This window comes from Mesorhizobium sp. ArgA1 (assembly GCF_053714375.1).
Genome location: NZ_JBSKBQ010000003.1, coordinates 41,290 through 67,191, shown reverse-complemented (window position 1 = coordinate 67,191; position 25,902 = coordinate 41,290). Strand labels below are relative to the sequence as shown.

The window sequence follows — 25,902 nt, the reverse complement described above, 5'->3', positions numbered from 1 at the left end:
CTCGCGCCTTGGCACGCGATCGTGTCTATCCCCGCATGATGCGATAGACAGTTGCATCACCCTCCACACCTCGAAGAGGCGCGTCAAAAGCCTCGACGCGATGGCCGGCAAGCATTTCGCTAACCCCGGGCGCGGAGTGGAGCGCCTCGGAAATGCAGATCTGTCCGCCTTCTGCCAGGGACTGCACTCGCGCGGCGACATTCACGGTCTGGCCGAAATAGTCGAGGTTTTCGTTGAGCGTCACGGCGATCGATGACCCACAGTGGGCCCCGATCTTGAGGATGATCCCCGGTCCGTCATGGTCGCCGTTGAAGCGATCGATCTCGTCAAGGATGTGGAGTGCAGCCGAGATCGCATCCGTCGGCTGCGAGAATACAGCCATCACCGCATCGCCAATCGTCTTGACCACCGCTCCGGAATGTTGCTGAACCGTCGCGTTGACCAGAGCGAAATGCTCGCGGACCAAAGCATAGGCGTTGAGGTCACCCAGGCGCTCATACATGGCGGTCGAGCCCTTGAGGTCCGTGAACAGGAAGGTGATCTGCCGGATTCCGAGCCCCTCCTTCTCGTCGACACGCTCGGACCGGAAGAGCTGGCGGAAGGTTTGCCGCGCAAGCAGCGCTCCACCGGAAACATAGGGGTCGAAATCGAGCGCCGGCTTGGTGGTCAGCGCGACAAGCTCGGGCGGCCAGTTGATGACAAGCAACGAACCGCGCACTGGCCCAGTATTCGCCACCTCCATGACGATCGGGCCAGGTGGCACGGCGGGCAATGCCGGCAGGAAGCGTTTGCCATCATAATCGATCTTCAGAACTGTCGGTGCCGACACCGGATTGCCTGATATTGGCACGGCGAATGCGGCCTGTGTCCGCACGTTGACACCCGAAAGGGCGCCCGGTCCTACTTCGGCGCGGAGCACTGTGGTGGTGCCGGGCGGCAGAAACGTCATGCCCCTGACGAAGCCTCGCAGAACGTCAAGAAAGCGAACGTCTTGCCCCGGTAGACGCCCGTCATGTTCGAAGTGGAGCTTCCAATGAAAATCCTCGACTGGGAGCGTCTCGGGGTCGTGATACGGCAGGCGCCGTAACTTCGGCGACACCGAGAAGGTGACCTCGATGAAGTCGTCGAGGTCGGTGTCGCCCGATACGTCGCACAGGCCACAAACGTAGTGGGTCTTCAGCGTGCGCAGTGCGCCGAAACTATCGAGCACCATTCCGGACTGGGGACAGAGCACATCCCAGCTCATGTCGAACAAGCCACAGCGGGCGGCATGAAGGAAGAGGTCGATTGCTTCAGGCTCGGCGATTGCGCGGTCACGAGCAAAGCTCAGCGGATTGACGCGATAGAGTGATTGGTCGTCGGCGCTCCTGATCAGCGTCTCGAATTTCGAGATGACGCGTGGGCTCCAGGCTCGCGCCTGCTCCACCTTGGTCATGCTGCTTTCGAGAAGACGATCGTCGACTACTGTCACGCCGGACCCTCAACCTTGCCGCGCCACAGCCTACTAAAAAACCGGCGCGATGCGAATGGATTGCCGTCGAAAGCGTCTGCCGGCACAGCAGAGATGCTTATGCTCCTGCCCGTCTAGCCCCCCATCCAAGGCATATCGATCGCCCCGAGCGATACAACGATCCCGAGGGCCACTAGCGCAACGCCCAAACTACCTTCGAAGCGGCGGCCAGGGGGCAGCAGCTTCTCGACGAAGACGAGCAGCGTCAAAAGCAGCATCCAGGCGATGCTCATGACGCCGGTTGCGACCAGCACGGCAAACAGCGCCCAGCAGCAGCCAAAGCAATAGAGACCGTGGCGCAGTCCCATCTTGAGCGCGCCAACACGCCCCTCGCGCCAGTGCTGCGCAACGAAAGCGAGCGGCGAACGGCAATGGCTGAGGCAAATATGCTTGAGGGTCGTGAATTGATAGAGCCCGGCGACGCCAAGCGTGGCACCGAGCGCGAGCGGTGCCCATTTCGAACGCTGGGGCGGATCGAGGTTGGTTGCAACGTCGCTACCGAGTTGGACCAGGACATATACAACAAGGCCCACCGCCGCCCAGACGAGCAGATAGCCCGCGACGAAGGTCCACGTCGGGATGGCCACGTGTTGTTCGCGCCTGGCCTGCGCCGCCGCGAACATAAATATCATGGGCGCCGCAGCTGGCAGCATCGCCATCATCACGGTCCACACAGCGACAAATGCGGCGGCGCCGGCAAATGACCAGCCGTCGGCAGCAATTCCGGCCATCGCCATGCCGGCCATGCCTTCCATACCCTCCATACCGCCGCGCACGGCAATGCCCATGGGCATATCCATGCTGAAGGTCTGGTAGAGGGTGAGCGCCCAAGCCACTGCTGTCAGCCCGACGAGCGATGCGAGCAGACCGAGCGGGATGCCGCGCAGATTCCGGGTGAACCGCCGCGATTTCCTGGGGAACGCGTCAGCCATTGTCATGCCCTAGTTCGGGCCGGTCCAGTCGAACGGGATGTGCTTGCTCGACCGGGCCGTGCCAGTCCAGTCGAACCCGAAGCCTTTGGTGCTCAACTCGACAGAACGCCCCCAGGTGACAACCTGGCCCGGGCCGACCTCCGAACCCGGCGGATTGATCGTCTGCACCCGCTTGCCAGGTGGTGTGGTGGGGCCGGAAAGCGCCTCTGCGCGCCCAACGACGAGGCCAGGAATTTCGACCCGCCAGGTGGCCAGGTCGCCCGCCACCTCGAAAGTGATCGGAACAAACTCCATGCCGCGCATCTCGCCGATATTTGCGGCAAAGCCCGCGGGCCAGCCGCCAGCGTGGCCGCCGAAGATCGCCTGCAGGGCTTCGCGCTGCGCATCATCCGCCTTCTCGTCGAGATACATGCCCATCACAGCCCTTGCCTCGCCGGCCCATAGATTGCCTTCGAACTCGCCGAGTGCCACCAGCGTCAGGCCGTCGAGCTTCACGCCGCCATACTGACCCTCACGCACATGCCAGGCGAGCACGCCCTGGCAGTGATTGCCGGTTGGCCGCTGGGCGAACTCGCAAGGGCAAGGGATGTCGCAGCTGCAGATGTCGAACCAGTCGCCTGCGAGCCGCCATTGGGGCACTGCATTCATGGCTCATCCTCCGAAGATTGGGCCTGATTATACGTCGAAGTCTGGTCGCGCTCCAGCAGTTCGTGCGTCGCTGGCTTTGATGGATTGGCCCCCACATTGGTGGTCGAGCGGTGCACATCAAACCTGCAGTTGGGCCACTTCAGGGCCGGATCTCGACGACGGACGTGCCGGAGACCGGGTCGGTCACGCCGAGGTCGCCGCCGAGATCCTCCAGCATGTCGCGCATCGTATCGAGAAGGCCGATCATCTGCGGCCGCGCCGCTGCGAGGCTGTCCATGTCGTTCCATTCTCCGACGACGCAGAAGGTCCGGTCGCCGGTCTTGATCAGCGCGGCCTTTCGAAATCCCTTGACGTCGAGGCTCGCCTTCTTGTGGGCATCGATGAAGGCCTGTTCCTTGCCGGCCTTGGTGCGGAACCGGACGACGTTGTAAGCAGTCATGCCTTCCTCCAACCCAGAGCAAACTTGGATCAACCGGGCTTACGGGCGAGCCTCGAGGACCATGTTGAACAGTGTCTCGGTCGCGCGGCGGAGCCGCTTGAACCCGCCGCCGGTAACCACCTTGCGCAGCCTGGCTTCGCCGGCCTGGGCGCCGAGGCCGAGCCCAACCTCCTGCGACAGCGAGGCAGGCGTGCAGATGAAGGTCGAGGCGGCGTAGTAGATGCGGCCAACCGGATTGAGGTTCGCCGAAAGCTGGTCGTGGGCGAAGGGTTCGACGATCATCCAGGTGCCGTCCGGCTTCAGGGCCTTGTGCACATGCCTGGCAGCGCCCTCCGGATCGCCCATGTCGTGCAGGCAATCGAAGAAGGCGACGAGATCGTAGGTGCCCGGAAAATCCTTGGCCGCCGCCACGTCGAAGCGTGTGTTACCCGCGACGCCGGCCTCCTTGGCAGCGGCGCGCGCCCGTTCGATCGACGGGGCATGATAGTCGAAGCCGGTGAAGCGCGAATTCGGGAATGCCTTAGCCATGAGCACGGTCGAGGTGCCGTGGCCGCAGCCGACGTCGGCAACATCTATGCCTCGCTCCAGCTTCTCGACCACGCCATCGAGCGCGGGCAGCCAGGAGCCGATCAGATTGGCGTTGTAGCCGGGCCGGAAGAACCGTTCCGTGCCGCGGAACAGGCAGGCGCTGTGATCGTGCCAGCCCAGTCCCTTGCCCGAGCGAAACGCCTGCCGTACCTTTTCTTCGTCGAGCCACAGCGTCGAGACGACCTCGAAGGCGCCGGCCATGAAGGCCGGACTGTCCTCATTGACGAAGACCTGTTCCTGCTCGGGGCTGAGGTAGAAGCTGTCGCCGGCCTCGTCATATTCGACATAGCCGGCGGCCGCCTGCGCGGAAAGCCATTCGCGGACCAGACGCTCCTGCGTCCCGGTCGCTTTGGCAAGCTGTCCGGCAGTCATTTTGCCGCCCTCGCTCATGGCCGCGAAAAGTCCGAGCCTGTCGCCCAACAACACCGCCGCCCCAGTGGTGATGGCACCGAGATCGCCGACCATCTTTCCAAGCAGCGCTTCCAGTTTTTCCTGGTCGGGCTGTTTCTCCTTGTTGCGCTCCAGCATCGGCTTTCTCCTTCGGCTCGGTCCCAAACACTCGCCATGGCGGCACCTGGTTCGGCCACCGGGAGGGTCTCCCATGGACAGCGGAGAAAGTTTACCTAAGGATAGCACCCGCCGATAATGCTGAGTTCTGATTGCGGCGATGCATGCCGGGCATCAGCGGGGATGTGTCATGGAAATGCACGAAATTCGTTATTTTCTGGCCGCCTGCCAGACGCTCAACTTTCGCCAGGCGGCGGACCTGGTGCATATCACGCAGCCTGCGCTCACCCGCGCCATACAGAAGCTGGAAGCGGAACTCGGCGGCCTGCTCTTCCATCGCGACAAGAGCCATGTCCAACTAAGCGATTTCGGCCGGCTGATGCGAAGCCACCTCGACGAGATCGCGCAGCGCTCGGAGCATGCCAAACGCACCGCCAGAAGCTTCCTGTCGCTGGAGGCCGCGCCGCTGACCCTGGGCGTGATGTGCACCATCGGCCCGCTGCGCTTTATCGGTTTCCTCAACGCGTTTCGCGAGCGCTTTCCCGGCATTCATGTGACTGTGATCGAGGGCGCCGCCAACCACCTCACCGATCTTCTGCTGAAGGGCAAGCTGGACATCGCGCTGTTGGCACGGCCCGAGCCCTTCGACCCCCGGCTGAAAGCGGAGCCGGTCTATGCGGAGCGCTTCGGGCTCGCCTTCTCGACAGGGCATCCATTCGAGACGCGCAACACGCTACAACTCGCCGACGTGCGCAGCGAGTCCTATCTCGAGCGCATCAACTGCGAATACGGCAATCATATCGACGAGCTCTGCCAAGACCTCGGCTTCGAAATCAAGAGCGCCTACCGCAGCGAGCGCGAGGACTGGATCCTGGCCATGGTCGCTGCCGGAATGGGTGTTTGCTTCATCGCCGAATTCTCCGCGAGCCAGCCCGGCGTTTGCCACCGGCTCGTCGTCGATCCCGAGATCGTGCGCGAGGTGTCGCTGGTTTCCGTCGCAGACCGCCTGCCATCGCCCGCCATTTCGGCATTTGCCAAAGCGGTGATGGAGTATGACTGGCACCTACCGATGACGGCGGAAGCGACTGGTCTGTAGGTCCGCGGTTCCGCCTTCTGCGCCAGTCAAACAGGCAACATGCGATCACATCTTCGTGTCGATGTAACGGACCGCAACGTCCGGCGAACCCACGAATGGGGCAACTGTGCCCCTCAAAAAATGGGAGTATTCCAGATGCATTCGTTCAGGATCTTTGTCACCGCCAGCATTGCCGCCCTGTGCGTGTCGCAGGCGTTCGCCGAAGACACTATGGGCACGATGTCCATGATGAAGGGTGGGCAAGTGACGGCGATCATGCCCGACGGGCATATGGGCACCATGATGCCGGACGCCAAAATGAGCGCCGAAATGATGAAAATGGCCAAGCCGATCAAGCATTGCATGATGATGATGACCGACGCCAAGGGCAAAACCTACATGATCGATACGTCGACCAAGAAGGCCCAGGCCGAGTGCGAAAAAATGGCGATGTAGAAGCCTTCGGGCTCCGCCGACGCTTTCGTCCCGCCGGCACGCGCGCTGGCGGGATGTCCCATCCATCCTTCGCCGTCGGAGTTCTGCCGGAGCATTCGTCGCTGATCCCGCCTGCCATGGCCCTGGCCTCGCAGGGTTGATCGGCTCCATGGGTGTGCTAGGCCGGATCGATCACGACAGGATCCGACATGGCACCCATTTCGCGAAAACACCCGATGCTGCGGCGCTCGCAGGCAATGTGGGTTTCGCGGCGCGTCTGGCAGCCCCGCATCGTCTTTTGGGCGGGTGCCATCTCGATTGGTCTGATCAGCGTGCTGTTCGCAGTTCTGGCCGACCAGGCGCAGGCACTCTTCCACATCGCGATTGGCCATCAGGGCGGCTGGCGCTTTTACCTGCCGCTGGTGATGACGCCGCTCGGCTTCGTTCTCTGCGCCTGGCTTGCGCATTCCTTTTTTCCGGGCTCGCAGGGCAGCGGCATTCCGCAGGCGATCGCCGCACGTCATTTGCGCGATGACGACGACCGCGGGCACATCCTGTCGCTGCGGCTAGTGGTGGGCAAGATCGCGCTCACCGTCGTCGGTCTCGGCTGCGGGGCCTCGATTGGCCGCGAGGGACCGACAGTGCAGGTCGGCGCCTCGCTGATGCTGCAGGTCGCGCGCTGGGGCGGCATGGGGCAGGCGCGCGGGCTGATCCTGGCCGGGTCGGCGGCAGGCATAGCGGCTGCCTTCAACACACCGCTTGCCGGCATTGTCTTTGCTATCGAGGAGATGGGGCGCGCCTATGAATCCCGCACCAACGGGCTGGTGTTAACGGCGGTGATCCTCGCCGGACTCGCCTCGTTGGGCCTGGTCGGAAACTACACTTACTTCGGCGTCGCCAAAGAAACAGTGGCCTTTGCCAGCGATTGGCCGCTGGTGCTTGCCTGCGGCGTCGTCGGCGGCGGCATCGGCGCGCTGTTTTCGTTGCTGGCGCTGAAAGCGACGCGTCGCATCCGGCGCTGGAACGCGTTGCAGCCGCTCTGGCGCACAATGGTTGTGGCAAGCATTTGCGGGCTGGCGGTGGCCGCGATCGGGATGGCCTCGAATGGCCTCACCTTCGGCACCGGTTACGCGCAGGCACGCGGAGCCATCGAAGGCACGCCGCTGCCGGCGTTCTTCTTTGCCGAGAAATTCGCGGCTGGCCTGCTCTCGATGGTTTCGGGCATTCCGGGCGGCATCTTCGCGCCATCGCTGGCCGTAGGAGCCGGCCTTGGCAGCACGCTTGGCCTACTCCTCGGCGCCGCCACCGGCACCGCTGCGTTGCTCGGCATGGCCGGCTATTTTGCCGGCGTCGTGCAGGCTCCGATGACGGCCTTCGTCATCATCCTCGAAATGACCGGGAACCACGACAATGTCATTGCGCTGATGTGCGCATCGATGCTGGGCTATGGGACAGCGCGATTGATTTCGAACGAGCCGCTCTACCACGCCCTATCTCGCCTGTTCGTCGCCGAGGCGATCCGGCGCAGAAGAACCAGAAACCTTGAAACACCCGATGCCGCCGCTTAGAGCAATTCCAGGATAAGTGTGTAACGGTGTTCCGTCCGGAATTGCGTAAAAACAAAGAGTTAGAGCGGTGCAGCGATTCCGTGAAACGCTCTGAAGCGCAGTCTGAGTTCCGCCAGCAAGCACAAACTTGAGTGAGGACAAGGCGCATGGCGCAACGTCTGCTTGCCGGCATCCCGTGCTCGACCTCTCGGAGTAGCACCTGGCGAAGCCGCTCTCCGGCCTGCGCGTCATCCAGCACCTGAAAGTCCAGCTTCTGGTAAAATGGCGCGTTCCAGATCACATCCCGGAACGTCGTCAGGGTAAGAGCGACAAGGCGGCGACGCCTCGCATCCGCAATTGCCTTTTCCAGCAGGGCGCGTCCGATACCCGAGCGTTGTCGATCAAGGCGCACGGCAAGTTCCCAGATGTGCAACGTGTCATCCTGGATCTCCGCGCTCAGGAATGCGACCGGTCGATCGTAGGGGTCCGCCGCCACCCAGGACGTGCCCTTGGCGATGAGTTCACGGTGGCGCTCGACGGTCTGGTTGTCGTCGTCGGCAATCCAGGCCAACTCCTCGATCTCACGGTAGGCCTCACCCGCCGACTGTTCGATATAGGGCAGGGCTTCCGCGTCAGCGTCTCGCGCAATTCGGATGGTGGTCATTGGGTTGCAGTCGGATCTTCAAGTATTTTGCAGAGAATGACGTTGGAGTGTCCCTCGGGCCAATCCGCAAATTCAGCTACACGCACGAAGCCGGCTTTTTCATACATTCCTGGCGCTTGGAAATCATGGCTCTGCACCCAAATCCGCCGAACGCCTCGATCTTTGGCCTCGGCCGCGAAGGCGTTCAACAACGCCCGCGCATAGCCACGTCCCCTATGTCCCTCGTCGATCCACATCTGTTTGAGTTCGGAAGTGCCTGCCCAGGAAAATCCTGTTGCAGCACCGATGATGCGTCCAACCGGGTCGCGGATCACAAAGCCAAGGCTCTGAGCGTCATCGCGCCCTACCGCCTCCCGATTGTAGGCATAGATCCTGTCTTCGAAGGCGTCGATCTCAATTGCAGAAAGATCGTGCTGGGGTCGAGCGCTCGATTCCCTTGGGCCGAGACAAGACCGTCTCAAGCGACAGACGGCCGGGGCCGCCTACTGCAAGCGTTAAAAGGCCGGCCAGATAAAGCAGGATGATTTCATAGCCGACGGGCCCGAACCGGATTCCTGTGGCTGTCACTTCGGCAAACTTCACCGAGAAAAATCCGTATTGGGAATGGCTGTGACGGTCTCTTATTCGCCCCATGGGAACCGACCGTTACAACCTCACGGCATCGTTATCGCCGCTGCGAGCCTCGACGAGAGCAGAATCGAAATCGCCCGATCCACCCTGGGCGGCGGACCGGGCATCGGTCAGGCGGCTTCGGCGGCGAGAAAGGCGGGAAAGTCGATATCGGTCTCGGCGACATTGTTGATGAGATTGGTCAGGAAGTTCTCGGCTACGATGGCGACGCCGAAAAGGTCCGCTCGGCGACGTAGTCGAGCGAGAGGACGCCGGCGCCCCGTGTTAGAACGAGCAGCAAAAGCGAGGCCCACAGCAGATGCTCGGCCCAGTTCTCCGGGAACACGAAGATCTGGATCACTGAAACAACGCCGAGCAGCATCAGCGCGCCGAGACGCGAGAACAGCCCCAGGAAAAGCAGCACCGCCCCGGTGATCTCTGCCGTTGTCGCCAGCGGAGCCGCGATCGACGGATCGATGAGGGGTAGATTGTATTCGCTGGCGAACAGCTGCAGCGTCACCGGCCAGGACGCCAGCTTCGATTGAGCTGACTGCCAGAAGACATGCGCAATCGCGGCTCGAGCTGCGAGCTGCACCAGCGAAAATGGGATACGCTCCGGCAACTTGATCACTCGTCGGTAAAGACCAACAAGGCCGCCAGGGCGAGGGGCGGAATATTCCGGTATCGCAGTCATGATCGTCTCCTTCAGTTTGAGAGGGGGGGCACCGGGACGCGCACGTCGGTGACGAGCCTGTCGCGGAACAGGCGCACAAGCGCTGAAACCAGGTCGAAGGCCGGGTCGAGCGCCAAGGCGCGGCCAGCGGCATGCTCAAGGCCGAAGCCGTGCTTCAGCGAATGCCAGAACGCGAAGCTCGCGCGGTCGAGCAGAAAAAGCCGCACGTAGTTCCCCGATCGCCAAAGCGCCACGCGCTCGGGGCGCCTTGTCCAGGTGATTTTTTCATCGGCCGCCGTCTCCTTTTGATGCTCCATCCATACCGATAGGATCGACCAGTGCGAGACGATCAATCGCAGTGAGGGCTGGAGCAGGATATCCGGCGACAGCCCAAGGTCGTTGCTGTCGTATTCTGCGAGGCTGCGGGCCGGCCGCGAAGCTGTATCGAGCGCTTCGGCAATGGCCCATTCGAGCCGCGCCGTCTCGGCGACGATCGGCATGTCGGACAGGGTGTCGATGGTCTTCAGGAAGCGAGGGAAGCCCGCACCATATCGCACCAGGCGTGACTCCGCCGGCGGATGCCGTCGAATGAACTCGCTCGCCATAAAGCGGAAGAAACGTTCGTCGACGAGGCGGGCCGTAACGGGAAACACCGCCATCAGCACGGCAGTCAACGAACTGCGTGTGTTGTTCTGGTAGATGCGCAGGCGAGCCATTGGGTCGGCCTTGCCAGCGGTTAGCATTCTCGCGTCGACCAGAGGCTCCATGGCCAGCACCGAGCGCGCCACGATGGTCTGCAGATGTTCAAGCGGCAGCATGATATCCTCCTTCGATTGTCGGCAAGGCGACGGGCATGGCCGGTCTCGTCTTGGCGGCGGCAAATGCCGCAAGCACAGGCATGCTGGTTCGCGTGCTTTCGAAAGTTGGCAGGCTGGACACCGGCAGGACGATGGTCGGGGCGGTCTGCCTTGCGGCCTGCTTGCGGCTGAACATGATCGAAGCGGAGAGCATGTCGGCCCACATAGCCTCGCCGAGCAGCACGTCGAGAACCGGAACATCGGTATCCCATTCGATCAGCGTAGGGCGCGGCCCGAGATGGCTGATGGCATGGTGATAGAGCCCCCACACAACTGGCGGCACACGAGAGCCGTGATCGTCGATCAGCACGGTGTCGCCGCCGACCTCATTGGTCGCGTGACCGGCAAGGTGGATCTCCCCGATGGCATCGGCGGGCAAAGCGTCGATGAAGGTCTTTGCGTCGTACTGGAGATTGTGCGCCGAAACCTGGACATTGTTGACGTCTAGAAGCAGGCCGCAGCCAGTTTGCGCCACCAGCTCAGCCAGAAATTCAGCTTCATTCATCGACGAGTCCGCAAACGCGACATAGGCGGACAGGTTCTCGATCAGCACACGTCGCTTCAACGTATCCTGGACGGTCGCCACGTTGCGCGCCACGATCGCCAGCGCCTCTTCGTCGTAGCGAAGCGGCAGCAGGTCGTTGAGATAGGCTCCGTCGGCAACGCTCCAGGCAAGATGCTCCGAAACGAGGTCAGGCTGGAACCGCTCGCAGACCTTGCGCAGCCTTTCCAGATGGTCGCGGTCCACCCCTTGTGCGCTGCCCAGAGACAGGCCAACACCGTGAACCGACAGCGGATATATCTGGCGCAGCCGTTCAAGCGCCTCGACGGTGGTGCCGTCGCCCATATAATTCTCGGCATGCACCTCGAGCCAGCCGGCGGAAGGCCTGCGGCTCAGCATTTCGCTGATGTGAGGAGAGCGAAGACCGATGCCCGCGGTTGCGGGGACGGCGATATCTTGAAACGCACGGGACATCGGTCTGCTCCATTCCTAGGGGTTGGCTCGAAGTCTGGCTGTTCAGGCTTTCGGCTTGTCGCTGCCGCCGGTGATCTTGGCGCAGCTGCCAGCTGGCACGTAGAGCCAGGAGTCCGGCTGGTTGTCGGCGGTCGAGGTGCCCGCGCATGAATGCGTCGCGGTCTGGCAGTCGTTCTGGCCGGCCTTGACGACGCCATAGCACTTCTCGAACGAGAAGTTGGGCTGAGCGGCCGGGCCGCTATAAGCTGCAGTTGCAGCAAGCGAGGTGGCGGCAGCGAGGGCCGATCCGATGAGGGTCTTGGTGTTGATCACGGTCATTTCTCCTGGTTGCGTTTCGAGGAAAGACTGACCTGGCGGCCTGTCTGCAAGCAGTGTCGTCCAACGCGTGATAAAGCTGAAATGCTGTCTCGGCATGGATTTGATACGCGGTCACTATGTTGAGGGGATAACGAGCAAAAAGCCCTCCGGCGGGGAACCGGAGGGCTTTGCGCCTGCACTTCGTGAGCGGAGCGAAGCAGGCGTGGCTAGGCGGAGGGAGGCGCCTAGACGTATCGATTTTTGCTGTCGACGACTGAGCTTTCGCTCAAGATCGGATGGTCGGCGAGAAGCCAGTCCTCGGCTCGCTGCCGTCCGCGGTCACGCATCTCGGTCAATTCGCCCCAGTCGGTCCAAGGCCTGGTAAAAGGTGCAGCGCTTGTTCTGTGATGACTGTCGAAGATGATGTGGACAGATGCAGAGTTCACGGCATTTGCAGCGAGGCGGTAATCCGCACAAGGGGTCATGCAGCCGGAGGGTTTGCCGCTGACGATGAGCCGATGCCCAGCCTCGACCGGCTGCACCGGCGGCAATGCCGAAAAGTCGCCTTCGCCCCAATACCTATCGCCGTTGATTTCCACGGCCGGGAAGAGGAATGGGACTGTCGCTCCCGCCAGGATGGCCTCGATCGACAATTGGTCGCCGGAGAAAATCGTCACGGCGTCGGTGCGGGCATTTGAAGCCAGGATGTTGAGCTTCAACTGGCAGCTATTTTTGTGCAACTCGGCAATGTCGATCGACTGTTCCAGGATCGATTTCAATGGATTGGCGATCGCGGCCACAGACATCGATGCGTGGCTGACGCGCCGCCAGAAATTGGTAAGCGCCGTCTTTGCCCCACGCCTGCCGCCCAAAGCCAGTCCGTAGGCAAGAACCGCTGCTTCCATGCCTCCGAAACCGGATGCGGTGATGCTGCGGAAGGAAAGGCGAGGTTCATCCAGCAAGCGATCGAGCACGCCCCAGACAAATGCGCCGTGCGCGTCGTTTGCCAGGGTAATGTCGATCAGCTGGCGGTCTTCCATCGCAGGTCTTGCGCCAGCGCTGAAGGCTTCGTCGGTTGCGGCCTGGATTTGCATCTTGGGTCTCCTCCCGAAACGCCACGCAGGGCGTTTGATGGAGACACTGCCGCATGATCCTCCATTAGCGAAATGCCAAGGTGGCATGAACTCCATAGGGAGATTGCATTGGCTGCAATCCCTTGCGCACCGCAAGGTTTTGCCAGGCTGGCGAGAATCCCGCAATCTCGCTTTGGAACGGAGGCCAAGACAGTCGCCGGCAGGCCTTCAGCACAAAGAGGAGCGTGTCAGCAACACAAGCTGTCCGCAGCGCACCGCCACGGGCGCCATGACGGACCGCTATCGACTTTATAGCCGCAGTGCATTGGCGCCAAAGCGAGCGTTGCGGCAGTCTCCGAAGCACGAACAGCCTCGTCTGCAACTCGGGACAAATCGGCATGGACATTCACCACATCCGCTACTTCCTGGCCGTGTGCGAGACACGAAACTTCACGCGGGCAGGCGAAAAGTGCAACGTCACTCAGCCGGCTCTGTCCCGCGCCATCCAGCAACTCGAGGAAGAGGTCGGAGGGCTGCTGTTTCGCCGCGAACGAAGCTTGACCCACCTGACTGACCTGGGTGTGCTGCTTCGCCCCCGTTTTCAGCAGATCCTCGACGAACTGACTGGAGTGCGCCAGGAGGCATCGAGGTTCCTGTGCCTGGAAAACGCCAACCTGAAGGTCGGCGTCATGTGCACCATCGGCCCGCGTCGCTTCACCGGCTTGCTGACCGACTTCAATCGGCGGCAGCAGGGCATCCAGCTGCAACTGGTTGAGGGCGTGCCGGCATCGCTCTCCCAACTTCTGGAGTCCGGCGAGATCGACGTCGCCATCATGGCGTCAAGCGACAGTTTCCCGGACCGCTTCGACGTCACACCGCTTTATCGCGAGCGCTTTGTCCTCGCCTTTCCAAACGGCCATCGGCTGGCCCGCAATGACAACGTAGCCATCTCCGAACTCGATGGCGAAAATTATCTCAGACGTCTCAATTGCGAGTATCGCGATCACCTCGCCGGTCTGTGCACGGATCGGGGCGTGAAGCTCAGGATCTCGTACGCCAGCGAACGCGAGGACTGGATCCAGAATATGGTGTCCGGAGGACTGGGCATCTGCTTCATCCCCGAATTCAGTGCGGTGATTCCAGGGTTGCAGGTCCGTCCCGTCATTGATCCTGAGGTCTGGCGGGAAGTATCCCTGGTTGTCGTTGCGGGACGCAGGTTCTCGCCTGCGGCGTCGGCTTTCGTAACCAGCGTCAAGGCGCATGGCTGGCCTGAGAGCGCAATCGCCCAGGCGATCCAAAAGACCGCTGCCTGAAGCAAAATCGAAGAATTAGGGGATCACACGGGGGCGGTTGCCGCGTGTGGTCCTGATGCAGTTGCCGTGGTCTACCATAGTTTTCAGGTATCGATTTCAGAGCCAGTCAGCATTTCTCTTTTCGGATCGCTCCGGTCACTCTCCCCGTCATGCCCCGCCTCCCGCGTTTGGGCACCGACAAAGGAGAAATACAAGATGGCTATCAAGAAACTCACCCTTGCATTTGCGGCAGGTCTGCTTTCGGCAACCGCTGGATTTTCCTCTGCTCCGGCCTTCGCCGGCGACTGCCCTGCCGGCCAAGCCGCAACGACCGATATTCAGGAACATCCCAGCAAACCGGTTGGCGTTGTCGACACGGTTCTCTCGGCCATCGATCTGAGCAGCAAGGGCGAGGCCTGGAAAGGCAATATGCTGCGTCTTCGCAAGCTCGTCGTTCAGCCAGGCGGCGTCGTGCCGTGGCATGAGCACAATCTGCGCCCGGCCAACATCCTCGTCATCGAAGGTTCGATCACCGAATACCGCAGCACCTGCAAGGTGGGCATCGAGCACCCGGCTGGCGATGTGACCGCCGAGTTCGGCCAGCTCGCCCATTGGTGGAAGAACAACGGCAAGGTTCCCGCCGTGCTCTATTCCGCCGACGTCTTGCCGCCCGCGATGCCCGACGACCACATGATGTGATCCGGACATTTCGGCGAACAGTCCCACCCTCAGCAACCGAAAGCGCGTCCTCAGGTGATTACCTGGGGACGTCCGGCCACGGAGCCTCGTCATGACAACCAGTGAACAGACAGAGACGGCACGGCTGCATACGGTGGCCGCCGACAGTTGGCGCTTTGGCCTTGTTGCGTTGATCGCATTTCTTACGCTTGTCGATCTGTTCGCCACCCAAGCAATACTGCCCTCACTGGTGATAAAATTCGGCGTCAGCCGTGCAACCATGGGCTTCGCCGTCAACGCCAGCACATTTGGTATGGCGGTGGCAGGTGTCGCCGTTGCCCTCTTCGGGCGCGGCATAGATCGCCGCAATGGCATCTGGATCAGCCTCGCCATCCTCGCCATCCCAACGACGCTGCTTTCGCAAACAGACAGCATCGTCGTCTTCGCCCTTTTGCGCGTGGCGCAAGGCCTGTGCATGTCGACCGCGTTCACTCTGACGATGGCCTACCTGGCAGAACATTTCTCCGCACGGCAGACGACCAGTGCGCTCGCTGCCTATGTAACGGGCAATGTCGCCAGCAATTTCTTCGGACGGCTGATGTCTGCCGCCGTCGCCGACACGTTCGGCATCTCCACCAACTTCCTGACCTTCGCCGCCCTCAATCTATTTGGCGCGGCGCTCGTCTGGTTCACGTTGCAAAAGACCTCCGCAACGATGCGCGCCGATACGATCGGTCAATCTGTTCGTGCGTCCTGGAAGGGCCCGCTGGAAAATGCCGAACTGCGCGCTTGTTTCGCGATCGGCTTCCTGATCCTCTTCGTCTTCATTGGAACCTTCACTTATGTGAATTTCCAGCTTGTCGCCCCGCCGCTGTCGCTGTCGCCGATGGCATTGGGACTGATCTATTTCGTCTTCCTGCCATCGATGTTGACCACGCCACTCGCCGGGCGTGTCACGGCCGGTCTCGGCCCGAGGATCGGCATCGGTGCAACGCTTGCGATGGCGATTGTCGGGCTGCTGCTGTTGCTCACGGCCAGCCTGCCGATCGTCCTTGCAGGGATGGCGCTCGTCGCTATGGGAACCTTCCTGGCGCAAGCGATAGCCACGGGGCACGTCAGCCGCACCGCCTCGCGCGATCGCACCGCCGCGAGCGGCATCTACCTGGCCTCCTATTATGCGGGTGGGCTCGCTGGCAGCTTCGTCATCGGACAGATTTACGACCGGATCGGGTGGACCGCATGCGTGGCCGTGCTCGCTGCCTTCCTTGCCGGCGCGATCGCAGTGGCGCGCGCGCTTCAACCAAAGTCGTGACACCCAAGACCGAAAAAATGGCTATTCAACAAAGGAGACTGACATGACCAACTACCTGAAGACCATGATTGCCGGAGCCGCCATACTGATAGCCGCAGTCATCCCGGCCGCCGCTTCTGATGGCGTTGTCACGGTGAAGAGCGACTATTCCGTCACTGAAACCGTCGCCCGCATCAAGAAGGATGTCCTCAAGAAGGGCATCAAGTTCTTCGGCGTCATCGACCAGGCAAAGCTTGGCAACAATGCCGGCAACGATGTCAGGCCGTCGCGGCTGGTGATGTTCGGCAACCCGGCGCTCGGCACGACCTTCATCACATCCAATCCCGAAGCCGGTCTCGACTGGCCGGTGCGCGTGCTGGTCTACCAGACTGCGGATGGCGCGGTTTACGCCGCCTATAGCGATTTCGACTGGATCGCCAAGCGCCATGGCATCACCGATCGCGCCCCGCAGTTCAAGATGGCGACCGAGGTCATCCAGTCCGTGACCTCGACGATCAGGAAGAACTGAGCGTGGGCAGGTGCCGGAGATCCGTCGCCCTGGCCTGGGAAAGGCTGTCTTCGCGCAGAGGCTATTGCGCGGCGGATAACGCCTTTGCACGCTCGCCGAACCACTTCTTCTGCGTGGCTTCGCGCACGAGTGCGCCAACCGCCGGCGAATGCCTGCGGCCGCGCACCGTGACGAGATTGACTTCGCGCCAGAATTCCGGCTCGGTGATCGGCAACGGCACCACTCCGGGGTGCTTGGCGGTATGCTCAGGCATGAACCCGAAACCAAGCCCGGCGGCGATCATCGCGAGTGTCCAATCGTCACGATCGCTCCAGTAAACGGGACTGACCGTGACACCCTGGTCGGCCAGAATAGCATCAGCATAACCGGCAAATTCACAATTGTTGCGGTGGATGTAGGTCTCATTGCTCATGTCCGTCACCCGCACGCTGCGCTGGTTGGCCATGCGATGGTTGAGATGAACAGCCATCACCATCTGTTCCTGAAACAACGGCAGGGAGTGAACTTCCTCATCGGGCACTTTTGACGGCAGCGCGTAAATAGCTGCCTCAAGGTCGCCTCCGAGCAGCCGCCGTCGCAAGCTCGGTGCATCGGCATCGCATAGATGAAGCTCAACGCCGGGATGGTGCGTGCGCACGGACGAGATGAGTTCGATGATTTCATCCGGAGCTATCGTGCTCATGATGCCGACCCGGAGAGGCGTTTTCTTGAGGTGCACATATTGCTCGGCGATCTCTTTTGCCTGCCGGGAGTTCTCGAAAACGCCTTCGAGATAGGTCTCGACCATGCGACCGAGTTCCGTCAGATGTGTAAAGCGTCGCTCGCGGTGAAACAGCGCGCCGCCGAACTCGTCTTCGAGCAGTTTGATCGCGCGTGACAGTGCCGGCTGCGTAACGTTGCACAGCTCGGCCGCCCTGGTGAAATTCAGTTCCTTGGCGACGGCCAAGAAATATCTGACCTGGCTGATCTCCACTGCGCGCTCTCCCCCAGCGGCTGGCATGCGGCACGACCCGCTTTGCCGCATGATCTTACTAGTTGCCCCAACGTCAAACAACCCGATCTGGTGATTGATGTCCCAGGCAACAGTTGACGATCCGACCGTCGGCTATCGAATCCATGTCTCAACGGCATTTCCGCTGTCTCTAGCCGCCCGCCATACTCGGCCTAGAAATCGAGACCCGGGCGTCAAGGCCCGTGCACGCAGCTTTTTGCAGGCCATTTCGGCCGCGGCTTCAACCGAAGGAAACAACGATGCTCAGAGGAAAGACGGCACTGATTACAGGCTCGACCAGCGGCATCGGCCAAGGCATTGCCGAAGCCTTCGCCGCGAAGGGCTGCAACATCGTTCTGAACGGGTTCGGCGATCCCGGCGAGATTGAGTTGCTGCGGGCAAAGCTTGCCGCGGACCATGGGGTGACTGTTCGCTACGACGGTGCGGACATGAGCAAGGGCAGCGCGATCACCGCGATGATGGACAAGGCAATCGCCGAGTTCGGCGCGGTCGACATCCTCGTCAACAATGCCGGCATCCAGCATGTCGCGCCGATCGATGACTTTCCGATCGAGAAATTCGAAGCAGTCGTGGCGATCGATCTGATGTCGTCCTTCTACACGATCCGGCGCGCGCTGCAGGCCATGAAAGAACGCAAATGGGGCCGCATCATCAATGTTGCGTCGGCCCACGCCCTTGTCGCCTCGCCGTATAAATCCGCCTATGTCGCTTCCAAGCACGGCGTTGCCGGTCTGACCAAGACGGTTGCGCTGGAGGTCGCCGAACAGGGCATCACCGTCAATGCGGTTTGCCCGGGATACGTGCTCACACCGCTGGTCGAAAAGCAGATACCGGATACGGCCAAGGCCCGGGGGATCACAGAAGAACAAGTGATCAAGGATGTGCTCCTGGCGGCGCAGCCGACCAAGCAGTTCGTGACCGTGGCCGAGGTCGCGGCCCTCTGCCTGTTCCTGGCCTCGACCGATGCGGCCTCGATCACCGGCGCCATTATCCCGATCGAAGGCGGCTGGACCGCTCATTGAACCGGCAGCGAGGAGAAAAGACCATGAACAAGATCACCCGAAACCCTCCGATCGCCGACCCTTTGCCGGAGGTCGCCCATCCGGCCGATGCTGCCGTTAAGCGGCAAACGGTGTTGGTGCTGCAAGGCGGCGGCGCTCTGGGTGCCTACCAGGCCGGTGTCTACCAGGCGCTCGTCGAAGGCGGAATAGAGCCGGATTGGGTCATCGGCACCTCGATCGGCGCCATCAACGCGGCGTTGATTGCCGGAAACGATCCAACGGTTCGGCTGGCGAGGCTTCAGGAATTCTGGGAAGGCGTCAGCCGTATCAGCCCTCTCGATGAGTTTTTCCGAATGATGGTGCCAAGCAATGTCTTCGCCAATATGGGCACCGTGATGCGGGGCATACCGGGATTCTTCGAGCCGAATCCAGGCGCCATGTTTGGAGTGAACCGCGAAGTGGGCGTCGAGAACGCCTCCTACTACACGACCGATCCGCTCAAGAGGACGCTGAATGACCTGATCGACTTCGACTATCTCAACCGGCGCCATACCCGCCTGACGGTCGGCGCAGTCAACGTCAACACCAGTGAACTCAAATACTTCGACACTCGAGAGATGACCTTGTCGGCGGCGCACATCATGGCGTCAGGCGCCTTGCCGCCGGCGTTTCCGGCGATCTGTATCGACGGCGAGCCTTACTGGGACGGCGGCATCTATTCGAACACGCCCATCGAGGTCGTGCTCGACGCGCGTCCGCGGCGCGACTCGCTGATCTTTGCCGTCAACATGTGGCAGCCTCGCGCCACCGAGCCCAAATCGATCTGGCAGGTCATGGGCCGGCAGAAAGACCTTCAATACGCCAGCCGTGGCCGGAGCCATGTTGCGAGACAAGAGCAACTGCATCGCCTGCGGCATGTCGTGCGTGAAATGGGAAAGCTGGTTCCCGAGGAGCGGCGTGAGGATCCGATGTTCAAGGAACTTGCTTCCTACGGCTGCCCGTCGGTCATGCACCTTGTGCGGCTGCTTTCGCCACGCCTGGACGGCGAGGACCACACAAAGGACATCGACTTCACCCGCGTCGGCATCCGCACGCGCTGGCAGGCCGGCTACGAGCACGGCCAGCGCGTCCTCTCGGAGAAGCCGTGGGAATGCGACGTCGACATGCTGCAGGGCATCGTCATCCACGAATCGCAAGAGTGATCGGTTCGATCGCGGCGCCGAGAAGAAAGACGGAGAATATTGATGCAGATCATCGCTCCAGGAATGCGGCTGGTTCCGGAAGCTGTGCTTGCCAACAATGCCGCGCTTTTCCGCACGATAGCGGAGACGCCATCGCACGCGGACAGCACTCGGCACCGCGTGGTCATCGTCGGCGGCGGCGCTGGCGGACTCGAGTTGGCAACGCGGCTTGGCAGCAAATTCGGCAAGCGACGGCTTTCCGTAACGCTTGTCGATCGCAACCGCACACATATCTGGAAGCCGCTTCTGCACGAGGTGGCCTCGGGCACGTTGAACCCGTCGAACGATGCGGTGGAATACATCGCACATGCCAGCACACACCACTATCGCTACCGGATCGGCGAAGTCGTCGGCATCGACCGCGCCAAGCGCCAAGTCTTTGTGGCGCCGAGCTTCGACGACGATGGCAGACAGATCATTCCGCCACGCGTGCTGGGCTACGACACGCTGGTGCTGGCCGTGGGCAGCGTCAGCAACGATTTCGGCACGCCGGGGGCGGCGCGTCATGCCATCGCGCTCGATACCGCCGGTCAGGCCGCCCGCTTCAACAGGCGCATGATCGACGCGTGCCTGCGTGCCAATGCGCAATACGAGCAACTGTCACCAGGTCAGCTCCACTGCGTCATCGTCGGTGCCGGAGCCACCGGCGTTGAACTGGCCGCCGAGTTGCACAAGTCGATGCGGGAAATCGCCTCGCACAATCTCGACGACATCGATTTCGAGAGGCTGATCCGCATCACCATCGTCGAAGCGGGACCGCGCATCCTGCCGGCTTTGCCGGAACACCTTGCGCGCTCTTCTGCGCACCGGCTTGTAGATCTGGGCGTTCAGATCCGATGCGGCATCAAGGTCACCGAAGTGACAGAAGCCGGTGTCAGGCTTGACGAGAAGCTGTTCGTTCCGGCCGAACTCGTCGTGTGGTCCGCCGGGATCAAGGCGCCGGATTTTCTGAAAGGGCTCGATGGCCTCGATACAGATCGCATCAACCGCTTGGTCGTGGATGAGACGCTGCGGGCGAAGGGAGACGAAAATGTGTTTGCGATCGGCGACTGCGCGAGTTGTGTATTGCCCGGCGGCGAAGGCCCCTTGCCGCCGCGCGCCCAGACGGCCCATCAGCAGGCCGATCATATGGTCAAGGTGATCGCGGCACGCCTCAAAGGGCAGGCGGCGCCGACGTTCCGTTACCGCGATTACGGTTCTCTCGTTTCACTGGCGGATTACGGCTCTTTCGGCAGCCTGATCGGCGGACTGAAGGTCGAGGGTCTGCTTGCCCGGCTGATGTATCGGTCGCTCTACAAGATGCATCTCAAGGCGGTGCACGGGACCTTCAAGACGGTGCTGGACACGGCAATCGGCTTCCTGTCACGCCGCGCCAGGCCGCGAGTCAAACTGCATTGAGTCGCGGAAGGCCGAGCATATGTACTCCTGGGCTGTCGATAGCGATGATAGAGACGCGCAACCTTGCGGGATGAATGGCGGATGCTTTCCGAAGAGAGTCCTCGTCGCGGCGGCTCACGTTTCAAGAGGTCGAACGGCCAAAAGGCACAATGGGCCGACAAGTGGTCTGCGGGCTTTTCGACCTTCGCTTCAGATATCACGAATATGCTGTAACGATTCGTCTCAAGATATCGAACAGAAGATGAACCTCCGCAGCTTCGATGCACGCAAGGCATCGACTCCATGCAGGAAAAGCATGGCCGTGCTCACGGGGCTTCAATGATAGGCTGTATGCAAATTGTGAAAGTCCAGACATGGCCGCCGACGAACAGCCAATGACATTTGAACAGTCCGTTCAGGCTGCCATAGAACTCGATGCTCCTCTCAACGAGCGGCTGGCGGTGATCGCGAGTGCAGTTCGCCGACTGAATTCGGATTTCGCTGACGCGGTTGACCGGCTGGTAGCGCGCCTCCGGGAGCAGGGGGCCGGGGCAAGTGCTCCCGCTCCCGGCGATGTCATGCCCGTATTCCTGCTGCCTGACGACGAGGGCAGGCTCGTGAGTCTGTCTGAAATCCTTGCTCACGGGCCGGCCGTCATAACCTTTCAGCGCGGACATTGGTGTCCCTATTGCCGCTTGAATGCGATCGGCATCGTCGAGGCCCAACAGGAGATTGCGACACTGGGCGGCCAGGTCGTGGTGATCATGCCGGAGCGGCGCAAATTCGCAAAGGCGATGAAGGCATCGGTTGGTGCGCAATTTCCTTTCCTGACCGATATGGACAATGGCTACGCCTTGTCCCTCAACCTCGCGATTTGGGTTGGAGCCGAGATGGAGCGGTTGATGGGCCTTGGCCTCGATCTGCCGAACTATCAGGGCAACAACAGCTGGTTCCTGCCGATCCCGGCTACCTTCGTTGTCGGAACTGATGGCATCATCACAGATCGGTTCGTCGATCCCGATTACCGTCGGCGAATGGACATCGACGACTTGATCGCCGCACTCAGGCGGGCTCGCTAACGCCAAATGTCGACCAGTCGGTCGATCGCAGGAGGTTGAGGAGCGTCATGGCCACCTGTGAGCGATGTCGGCCGGCGACCGCATATACGGCGACGATCCGCGAAACATCCAGATCACGCAGTTTGAGTCGGCGGACGTTGGGCGAGCGGGGTGCAGTCGTGGAGACAAAGCCAACGCCCGCATTGGCTTCCAGCAGCGCCAACAGGTCCTGATCGGTTTCAACCTCATGTGCGCTGCGAGGCGAAATTCCTCTGGCCGAGAGACCGCGCGACAGATCTTCGCTCGTTTCCCAGTCGATCCGACTGAGCACGGGCTCCGCGGCCAACTGGCTTAGCGCGACGTCCGCCTCGTTTCGGCGGGCAAGAGGGTGATCGGAGTTCACGACGAGTTCGATCCCTTCCTGGAAAAGCGGCCATGCGTCGAGCCGATCCCACGCCTGTCCCAGCGGGCCGGCAACCGCCAGTTCGACCTCGCCATTCTTGAGGGCTTCGATGACAGCGGTCGGCGAACCGCGACTGATCTTGAGATGCACTCCAGGGTAGGCTCGGAAAAGCTCGGTGAAGGGTGAAACCAGCAGCGCTATGTTGATGCTGTTGGAAATGGTGACGTTGAGTGGAGCGACGTCGCTGCTTTGCACTGCCTTGGCAAGAGATTTCGCGGAGGTTGCAGCATCGTAACATTGTTGCAGCAGGGGCAGCATGCGCCGGCCAAGCTCGGTCAGATGGGAATGCTGGCGCTCGCGCCGAAGCAGCTCCCCACCCAACTCGTCTTCCAGGGTCTTGATGGCACGCGTCAGGGCCGGCTGCGTGACATTGCACTCTTCCGCTGCTCTGGTGAAATTAAGCGTGTTGGACAGGGCCAGAAAATAGCGGACCTGCTGCATCTCCATGAGTTTTCGCCCCCTCAGCGAAACGATCAATCATGAACTACGACATGTTCGCAGACTAATGCAATGGAAGGCTTGCGGCAAAGGAAGCTTAACAAGTGTGTACTATTGGGGTCGAGGCTTGTCTGGAATCTGGATTGTTCCGAGGCGCAAGTCAATTTCGAACGTGCGTCGCCATGATTTGCGCCGATGTTCTCATGCAAATCCGGCTCGTCACGTCCCAGGCGCAAGGGGCCGACACCAAGCGAGCATTTGCTGGCGATATTGTATCCGGTTTGAATCTCGACGTTCAAACCGCGCGTCCCCTGGCGGCGTCAACTTTCTGCACAATCGGATGGCCCTGAACGCAGCAGCAGCAAAGTTCCCGGCAAAAACAAAAAAATCTGACTAGAGACGTGTAACGACACCTCCGTTCCGCCGAACCTTGATAACGGGGAAATTCTTCCCCGCGAAAAAGGTAGGAGAACACTATGTTGAAATCGCTATGCGCAGCCATCGTTCTTTCCGCTGTCGGTGCTCTGCCGGCGATGGCTGACGATGCCATGATGAAATGCGACGATGCGTCGATGATGAAGATGCAGGCTGACATGGACGCGATGACCGGCGAAGCAATGAAGCCGCAGAAGGAAGCGGCAATGAAAGAGATGGAAATGGCCAAGGACGCTATGAAGGCTAACAAGGCGGACGATTGCATGATGCACATGGATATGGCCATGAAAGCAATGAAGAAGGGCTAAGCATATCTTATGCCTGCGACGGGGCCCGTTCGCGGGCTTCGTTTCTCTGGCCGAAAACCTCCGGCACCTTCGCTGCAAGGAGAGCTGGCCGCGTGCAGCGGTTCCTAAAAGCCGATGTCGATATCGGGAGTCATTGGTCCGGCACCTTGGGCGGCTCGATTACGACCAAGCGAATGAGCCGTTCGCGATCGACGGTGGCGGTGCTGGACGTCCCAAGATGCCTCTGCAGCATATCGAGGGCTGCGGCCTTGGACCGGCGAAAGCGGCTCGCAGATGAAAGCTTCCCGCGTTTCGAGCCGACGTTTTCAGGCTGAAGTACGCGGCTCTTGCGGAAGTGATCTATCGATCCGGACGGACGCCTTCAAGCGGCGCCGGAGACCTTTCTCCGCGGATCGCGCGGAGGTCAGTGGGCGTCGTGATCGGCGACGAGGTCGCAGCGCCCGTCCGGCGCGAAGAACATGCCTTGGCCGGAGACCTCTTTCCACCAGCCGTTTCCAGACGCGGACCGACGCAGGCTGACGACGCCGAAACGCCATGCGCTCTTGTCGCCCTGGTAGGGCTGCACGGAGAACAAGTCGTCGTAGGTCGGCACCGGCCAGGTATGGTCCAGCACGTCCCAGTCGGCCATCCTGCCGCCGAGCCACATGTCGAAATGATCTCTGATCCTGGTTGCTGGCGGATTCGGATAGAGCGCGATCAGATGGGCCGTCCCGTCGGGATCCAACCTGGCGGGCAGCGATTCGACGATCCGCCGCAAAAGGTCGGTGCCGTTGAGGCCGCCGCTCCAGAAATTGTCTCCCGCCCTGGCCGCTGCGTCGGGGGCGTAGGGCGGATTGGCCAGCAGCAGATCGCAGGTCCCGTCGATCGAATCGAGGAGGTCGCTCAAGACGAATTGAGCGTTGCGCTTTCCGTTGAGCAGTGCATTGAACGTGGCGAATTCGACGGCGCGCGGATTGACGTCTGCGCCGACCACCGACGCGCAGTGGTCCGCCGCCAGCAGCGCGTGAATACCGGATCCCGTTCCCAGGTCGATGGCGCGCCGCCGCCGACTTCGCTTGACCAGGCCGCCGAGCATGAAGCTCTCGCCCCACAGCCACATGATCTGGTTGATCGCGGTATTCTTGGCCGCATGGTCGGTCACGATGTAGCTACCGTAGCATGGGAACAGACACACGTTCGCCTGCAGGAGGCCGTTTGCGCGCTCGATCAGCCGCATGTCGAGCGCCGTGTCGATGAAGCTCGATGAGACCTGTCTGGCGAGAAGGTCCGCGTCGACCGGCTGGCCGTCGATGAAAAGCGAAACGAGGTTGTCGACCGGATCGTCGGCACGGGGGGACCAACCGGGTCGCATCGCAGCCCAGAAATTCACGCCCAGGCGGGGGAAGACACCCAGCCGTCCGGCGCAGTTGGCGAGATCGAAGCCGCGACTGCGCAATACCATGACGAACTGGGCCATGCGCTCGCGCGCCACCGGGACCGGTGCGGGAATATCGCGGCAAACCGTCGGCAGGGTGGGACTTGCGGACGGTTCGAGTTCGGCCTGCAGAAGGGCAATCAACTCGGCTTTGCGGGCGACGAGCGCCGATTTCAATTCCGCGTCGATGGCCCCCACGGGAGCATTGCACTTAAGCCGGGAATCTTCGACCCATAGGTTCACCTTCCGGCTGCGCAGATCCGAAAGAAGCGTGCTGGCGTCCATCATCGACCACCGAGGCCCTGCCTGTCCGGCGTATTCCGGCGGAATATTGTGCGGTGGCAGCACGGCCGGGGCAATCGGGCAGACGGGCTACCCCGGATCCGCACGCTACCCTTTGGAGGGACCACCTCGGGGCTCCCGAGGGCGGGCGCCCCGAGGGATGCAACCGAATCGCGATCGGGACCGAGAGCCTACCCGACCAGCGCACCTAATGGCGGCTTTTGGTTTGTGCCCAGTTACCGCCATATTTGGC

27 protein-coding genes and 1 pseudogene are annotated in these 25,902 nt (G+C 61.5%); 12 read left to right on the top strand and 16 right to left on the bottom strand.

Going from position 1 to position 25,902, the window contains the following annotated elements:
- Positions 1–25 precede the first annotated feature (25 nt).
- The 5 genes from ACWGTI_RS10070 to ACWGTI_RS10050 form a co-directional block, all read right to left on the bottom strand.
- Positions 26–1,471 (bottom strand): DUF5939 domain-containing protein, encoded by a 1,446-nt coding sequence (locus ACWGTI_RS10070; RefSeq protein WP_454586979.1) that lies wholly within the window; start codon positions 1,469–1,471, stop codon positions 26–28.
- A 113-nt stretch (positions 1,472–1,584) separates the two neighbouring features.
- Entirely contained in the window at positions 1,585–2,442 is an 858-nt protein-coding gene (locus ACWGTI_RS10065) for a DUF2182 domain-containing protein (RefSeq protein ID WP_454586978.1), read from the bottom strand.
- Between the two features lie 9 nt (positions 2,443–2,451).
- Positions 2,452–3,090, bottom strand: coding sequence for a DUF1326 domain-containing protein (locus tag ACWGTI_RS10060; RefSeq protein ID WP_454586977.1), 639 nt, complete (start codon positions 3,088–3,090; stop codon positions 2,452–2,454).
- A gap of 139 nt (positions 3,091–3,229) precedes the next feature.
- Positions 3,230–3,529, bottom strand: a complete 300-nt coding sequence (locus ACWGTI_RS10055; RefSeq protein WP_454586976.1) for a putative quinol monooxygenase — start codon at positions 3,527–3,529, stop codon at positions 3,230–3,232.
- Between the two features lie 39 nt (positions 3,530–3,568).
- Positions 3,569–4,645 carry a class I SAM-dependent methyltransferase gene (locus ACWGTI_RS10050; protein WP_454586975.1) on the bottom strand — a complete coding sequence of 359 codons (1,077 nt, stop codon included), beginning with the start codon at positions 4,643–4,645 and terminating at the stop codon, positions 3,569–3,571.
- 169 nt (positions 4,646–4,814) lie between these two features.
- Here ACWGTI_RS10050 and ACWGTI_RS10045 point away from each other — a divergent pair, with 169 nt between their 5' ends.
- The 3 genes from ACWGTI_RS10045 to ACWGTI_RS10035 all read left to right on the top strand — a co-directional run bounded on the left by ACWGTI_RS10045 (position 4,815) and on the right by ACWGTI_RS10035 (position 7,702).
- Positions 4,815–5,720 carry a LysR family transcriptional regulator gene (locus tag ACWGTI_RS10045; protein ID WP_454586974.1) on the top strand — a complete coding sequence of 302 codons (906 nt, stop codon included), beginning with the start codon at positions 4,815–4,817 and terminating at the stop codon, positions 5,718–5,720.
- A gap of 135 nt (positions 5,721–5,855) precedes the next feature.
- Positions 5,856–6,155, top strand: a complete 300-nt coding sequence (locus ACWGTI_RS10040; RefSeq protein WP_454586973.1) for a hypothetical protein — start codon at positions 5,856–5,858, stop codon at positions 6,153–6,155.
- Positions 6,156–6,343: 188 nt separating this feature from the next.
- Positions 6,344–7,702 (top strand): chloride channel protein, encoded by a 1,359-nt coding sequence (locus tag ACWGTI_RS10035; protein WP_454586972.1) that lies wholly within the window; start codon positions 6,344–6,346, stop codon positions 7,700–7,702.
- A gap of 217 nt (positions 7,703–7,919) precedes the next feature.
- Here the strand turns inward: ACWGTI_RS10035 and ACWGTI_RS10030 are convergent.
- The 7 genes and pseudogenes from ACWGTI_RS10030 to ACWGTI_RS10000 all read right to left on the bottom strand — a co-directional run.
- Positions 7,920–8,345 (bottom strand): annotated as a pseudogene (locus ACWGTI_RS10030) (GNAT family N-acetyltransferase); the annotation flags it as partial.
- The gene (locus ACWGTI_RS10025; RefSeq protein ID WP_454587314.1) at positions 8,342–8,737 is read right to left on the bottom strand and encodes a GNAT family N-acetyltransferase; all 396 of its coding nucleotides are present in this window, start codon (positions 8,735–8,737) and stop codon (positions 8,342–8,344) included. The gene ACWGTI_RS10025 and the pseudogene ACWGTI_RS10030, both read right to left, overlap by 4 nt.
- Positions 8,738–9,171: 434 nt before the next feature.
- A complete protein-coding gene (locus tag ACWGTI_RS10020) occupies positions 9,172–9,648 on the bottom strand; it encodes a DoxX family protein (RefSeq protein WP_454586971.1) in 477 nt (158 codons plus the stop codon).
- Between the two features lie 11 nt (positions 9,649–9,659).
- Positions 9,660–10,415, bottom strand: coding sequence for an HvfC/BufC family peptide modification chaperone (locus ACWGTI_RS10015; protein WP_454586970.1), 756 nt, complete (start codon positions 10,413–10,415; stop codon positions 9,660–9,662).
- 16 nt (positions 10,416–10,431) lie between these two features.
- Positions 10,432–11,460, bottom strand: a complete 1,029-nt coding sequence (bufB, locus tag ACWGTI_RS10010; RefSeq protein WP_454586969.1) for an MNIO family bufferin maturase — start codon at positions 11,458–11,460, stop codon at positions 10,432–10,434.
- Between the two features lie 42 nt (positions 11,461–11,502).
- A complete protein-coding gene (locus tag ACWGTI_RS10005; RefSeq protein ID WP_378916685.1) occupies positions 11,503–11,772 on the bottom strand; it encodes a BufA1 family periplasmic bufferin-type metallophore in 270 nt (89 codons plus the stop codon).
- 230 nt (positions 11,773–12,002) lie between these two features.
- Complete coding sequence (locus ACWGTI_RS10000; RefSeq protein WP_454586968.1) at positions 12,003–12,851, bottom strand: patatin-like phospholipase family protein; 849 nt, start codon at positions 12,849–12,851, stop codon at positions 12,003–12,005.
- Positions 12,852–13,228: 377 nt separating this feature from the next.
- On the opposite strand from ACWGTI_RS10000, the gene ACWGTI_RS09995 reads away from it, so the two are divergent.
- The 4 genes from ACWGTI_RS09995 to ACWGTI_RS09980 all read left to right on the top strand — a co-directional run bounded on the left by ACWGTI_RS09995 (position 13,229) and on the right by ACWGTI_RS09980 (position 16,620).
- On the top strand, positions 13,229–14,143 hold the full coding sequence (locus ACWGTI_RS09995; RefSeq protein WP_454586967.1) for a LysR family transcriptional regulator: 915 nt from the start codon (positions 13,229–13,231) through the stop codon (positions 14,141–14,143).
- A gap of 195 nt (positions 14,144–14,338) precedes the next feature.
- Positions 14,339–14,821 (top strand): cupin domain-containing protein, encoded by a 483-nt coding sequence (locus ACWGTI_RS09990; RefSeq protein ID WP_454586966.1) that lies wholly within the window; start codon positions 14,339–14,341, stop codon positions 14,819–14,821.
- Positions 14,822–14,912: 91 nt separating this feature from the next.
- Entirely contained in the window at positions 14,913–16,112 is a 1,200-nt protein-coding gene (locus ACWGTI_RS09985) for an MFS transporter (RefSeq protein ID WP_454586965.1), read from the top strand.
- 43 nt (positions 16,113–16,155) lie between these two features.
- Positions 16,156–16,620, top strand: coding sequence for a DUF302 domain-containing protein (locus ACWGTI_RS09980; protein ID WP_454575061.1), 465 nt, complete (start codon positions 16,156–16,158; stop codon positions 16,618–16,620).
- A 61-nt stretch (positions 16,621–16,681) separates the two neighbouring features.
- Here ACWGTI_RS09980 and ACWGTI_RS09975 read toward each other — a convergent pair whose 3' ends face one another.
- On the bottom strand, positions 16,682–17,593 hold the full coding sequence (locus tag ACWGTI_RS09975; RefSeq protein ID WP_454586964.1) for a LysR family transcriptional regulator: 912 nt from the start codon (positions 17,591–17,593) through the stop codon (positions 16,682–16,684).
- A 278-nt stretch (positions 17,594–17,871) separates the two neighbouring features.
- Between ACWGTI_RS09975 and ACWGTI_RS09970 the strand changes: the two genes are divergently transcribed.
- From ACWGTI_RS09970 to ACWGTI_RS09955, 4 genes are all read left to right on the top strand, one after another.
- Positions 17,872–18,654 (top strand): 3-hydroxybutyrate dehydrogenase, encoded by a 783-nt coding sequence (locus tag ACWGTI_RS09970; protein ID WP_454586963.1) that lies wholly within the window; start codon positions 17,872–17,874, stop codon positions 18,652–18,654.
- Between the two features lie 23 nt (positions 18,655–18,677).
- Positions 18,678–19,835 carry a patatin-like phospholipase family protein gene (locus tag ACWGTI_RS09965; RefSeq protein ID WP_454586962.1) on the top strand — a complete coding sequence of 386 codons (1,158 nt, stop codon included), beginning with the start codon at positions 18,678–18,680 and terminating at the stop codon, positions 19,833–19,835.
- 42 nt (positions 19,836–19,877) lie between these two features.
- A complete protein-coding gene (locus tag ACWGTI_RS09960; protein WP_454586961.1) occupies positions 19,878–21,272 on the top strand; it encodes an NAD(P)/FAD-dependent oxidoreductase in 1,395 nt (464 codons plus the stop codon).
- 353 nt (positions 21,273–21,625) lie between these two features.
- Positions 21,626–22,330, top strand: a complete 705-nt coding sequence (locus ACWGTI_RS09955; protein WP_454586960.1) for a peroxiredoxin-like family protein — start codon at positions 21,626–21,628, stop codon at positions 22,328–22,330.
- Here ACWGTI_RS09955 and ACWGTI_RS09950 read toward each other — a convergent pair.
- Complete coding sequence (locus ACWGTI_RS09950) at positions 22,314–23,219, bottom strand: LysR family transcriptional regulator (protein WP_454586959.1); 906 nt, start codon at positions 23,217–23,219, stop codon at positions 22,314–22,316. The two genes, ACWGTI_RS09955 and ACWGTI_RS09950, sit on opposite strands and share 17 nt — an antisense overlap.
- A gap of 26 nt (positions 23,220–23,245) precedes the next feature.
- Entirely contained in the window at positions 23,246–23,509 is a 264-nt protein-coding gene (locus ACWGTI_RS09945) for a hypothetical protein (protein ID WP_454586958.1), read from the bottom strand.
- A 234-nt stretch (positions 23,510–23,743) separates the two neighbouring features.
- Here ACWGTI_RS09945 and ACWGTI_RS09940 point away from each other — a divergent pair, with 234 nt between their 5' ends.
- Complete coding sequence (locus ACWGTI_RS09940; RefSeq protein WP_454575068.1) at positions 23,744–23,953, top strand: hypothetical protein; 210 nt, start codon at positions 23,744–23,746, stop codon at positions 23,951–23,953.
- 403 nt (positions 23,954–24,356) lie between these two features.
- Here the strand turns inward: ACWGTI_RS09940 and ACWGTI_RS09935 are convergent, their stop codons facing one another.
- On the bottom strand, positions 24,357–25,652 hold the full coding sequence (locus ACWGTI_RS09935) for a TubC N-terminal docking domain-related protein (RefSeq protein WP_454586957.1): 1,296 nt from the start codon (positions 25,650–25,652) through the stop codon (positions 24,357–24,359).
- Between the last annotated feature and the right edge of the window lie 250 nt (positions 25,653–25,902).

Coding starts and splice junctions, on each gene's coding strand:
- ACWGTI_RS10050 (WP_454586975.1), bottom strand. CDS start 4,645: ATGCTGGAGCGCAACAAGGAGAAACAGCCCGACCAGGAAAAACTGGAA.
- ACWGTI_RS10035 (WP_454586972.1), top strand. CDS start 6,344: ATGGCACCCATTTCGCGAAAACACCCGATGCTGCGGCGCTCGCAGGCA.
- ACWGTI_RS09990 (WP_454586966.1), top strand. CDS start 14,339: ATGGCTATCAAGAAACTCACCCTTGCATTTGCGGCAGGTCTGCTTTCG.
- ACWGTI_RS09935 (WP_454586957.1), bottom strand. CDS start 25,652: ATGGACGCCAGCACGCTTCTTTCGGATCTGCGCAGCCGGAAGGTGAAC.
- ACWGTI_RS10020 (WP_454586971.1), bottom strand. CDS start 9,648: ATGACTGCGATACCGGAATATTCCGCCCCTCGCCCTGGCGGCCTTGTT.
- ACWGTI_RS09955 (WP_454586960.1), top strand. CDS start 21,626: ATGGCCGCCGACGAACAGCCAATGACATTTGAACAGTCCGTTCAGGCT.
- ACWGTI_RS09940 (WP_454575068.1), top strand. CDS start 23,744: ATGGCTGACGATGCCATGATGAAATGCGACGATGCGTCGATGATGAAG.
- ACWGTI_RS10055 (WP_454586976.1), bottom strand. CDS start 3,529: ATGACTGCTTACAACGTCGTCCGGTTCCGCACCAAGGCCGGCAAGGAA.
- ACWGTI_RS09960 (WP_454586961.1), top strand. CDS start 19,878: ATGCAGATCATCGCTCCAGGAATGCGGCTGGTTCCGGAAGCTGTGCTT.
- ACWGTI_RS09980 (WP_454575061.1), top strand. CDS start 16,156: ATGACCAACTACCTGAAGACCATGATTGCCGGAGCCGCCATACTGATA.
- ACWGTI_RS09970 (WP_454586963.1), top strand. CDS start 17,872: ATGCTCAGAGGAAAGACGGCACTGATTACAGGCTCGACCAGCGGCATC.
- ACWGTI_RS10000 (WP_454586968.1), bottom strand. CDS start 12,851: ATGCAAATCCAGGCCGCAACCGACGAAGCCTTCAGCGCTGGCGCAAGA.
- ACWGTI_RS10060 (WP_454586977.1), bottom strand. CDS start 3,090: ATGAATGCAGTGCCCCAATGGCGGCTCGCAGGCGACTGGTTCGACATC.
- ACWGTI_RS09965 (WP_454586962.1), top strand. CDS start 18,678: ATGAACAAGATCACCCGAAACCCTCCGATCGCCGACCCTTTGCCGGAG.
- ACWGTI_RS09995 (WP_454586967.1), top strand. CDS start 13,229: ATGGACATTCACCACATCCGCTACTTCCTGGCCGTGTGCGAGACACGA.
- ACWGTI_RS10040 (WP_454586973.1), top strand. CDS start 5,856: ATGCATTCGTTCAGGATCTTTGTCACCGCCAGCATTGCCGCCCTGTGC.
- ACWGTI_RS09985 (WP_454586965.1), top strand. CDS start 14,913: ATGACAACCAGTGAACAGACAGAGACGGCACGGCTGCATACGGTGGCC.
- ACWGTI_RS09950 (WP_454586959.1), bottom strand. CDS start 23,219: ATGGAGATGCAGCAGGTCCGCTATTTTCTGGCCCTGTCCAACACGCTT.
- bufB (WP_454586969.1), bottom strand. CDS start 11,460: ATGTCCCGTGCGTTTCAAGATATCGCCGTCCCCGCAACCGCGGGCATC.
- ACWGTI_RS10065 (WP_454586978.1), bottom strand. CDS start 2,442: ATGGCTGACGCGTTCCCCAGGAAATCGCGGCGGTTCACCCGGAATCTG.
- ACWGTI_RS10045 (WP_454586974.1), top strand. CDS start 4,815: ATGGAAATGCACGAAATTCGTTATTTTCTGGCCGCCTGCCAGACGCTC.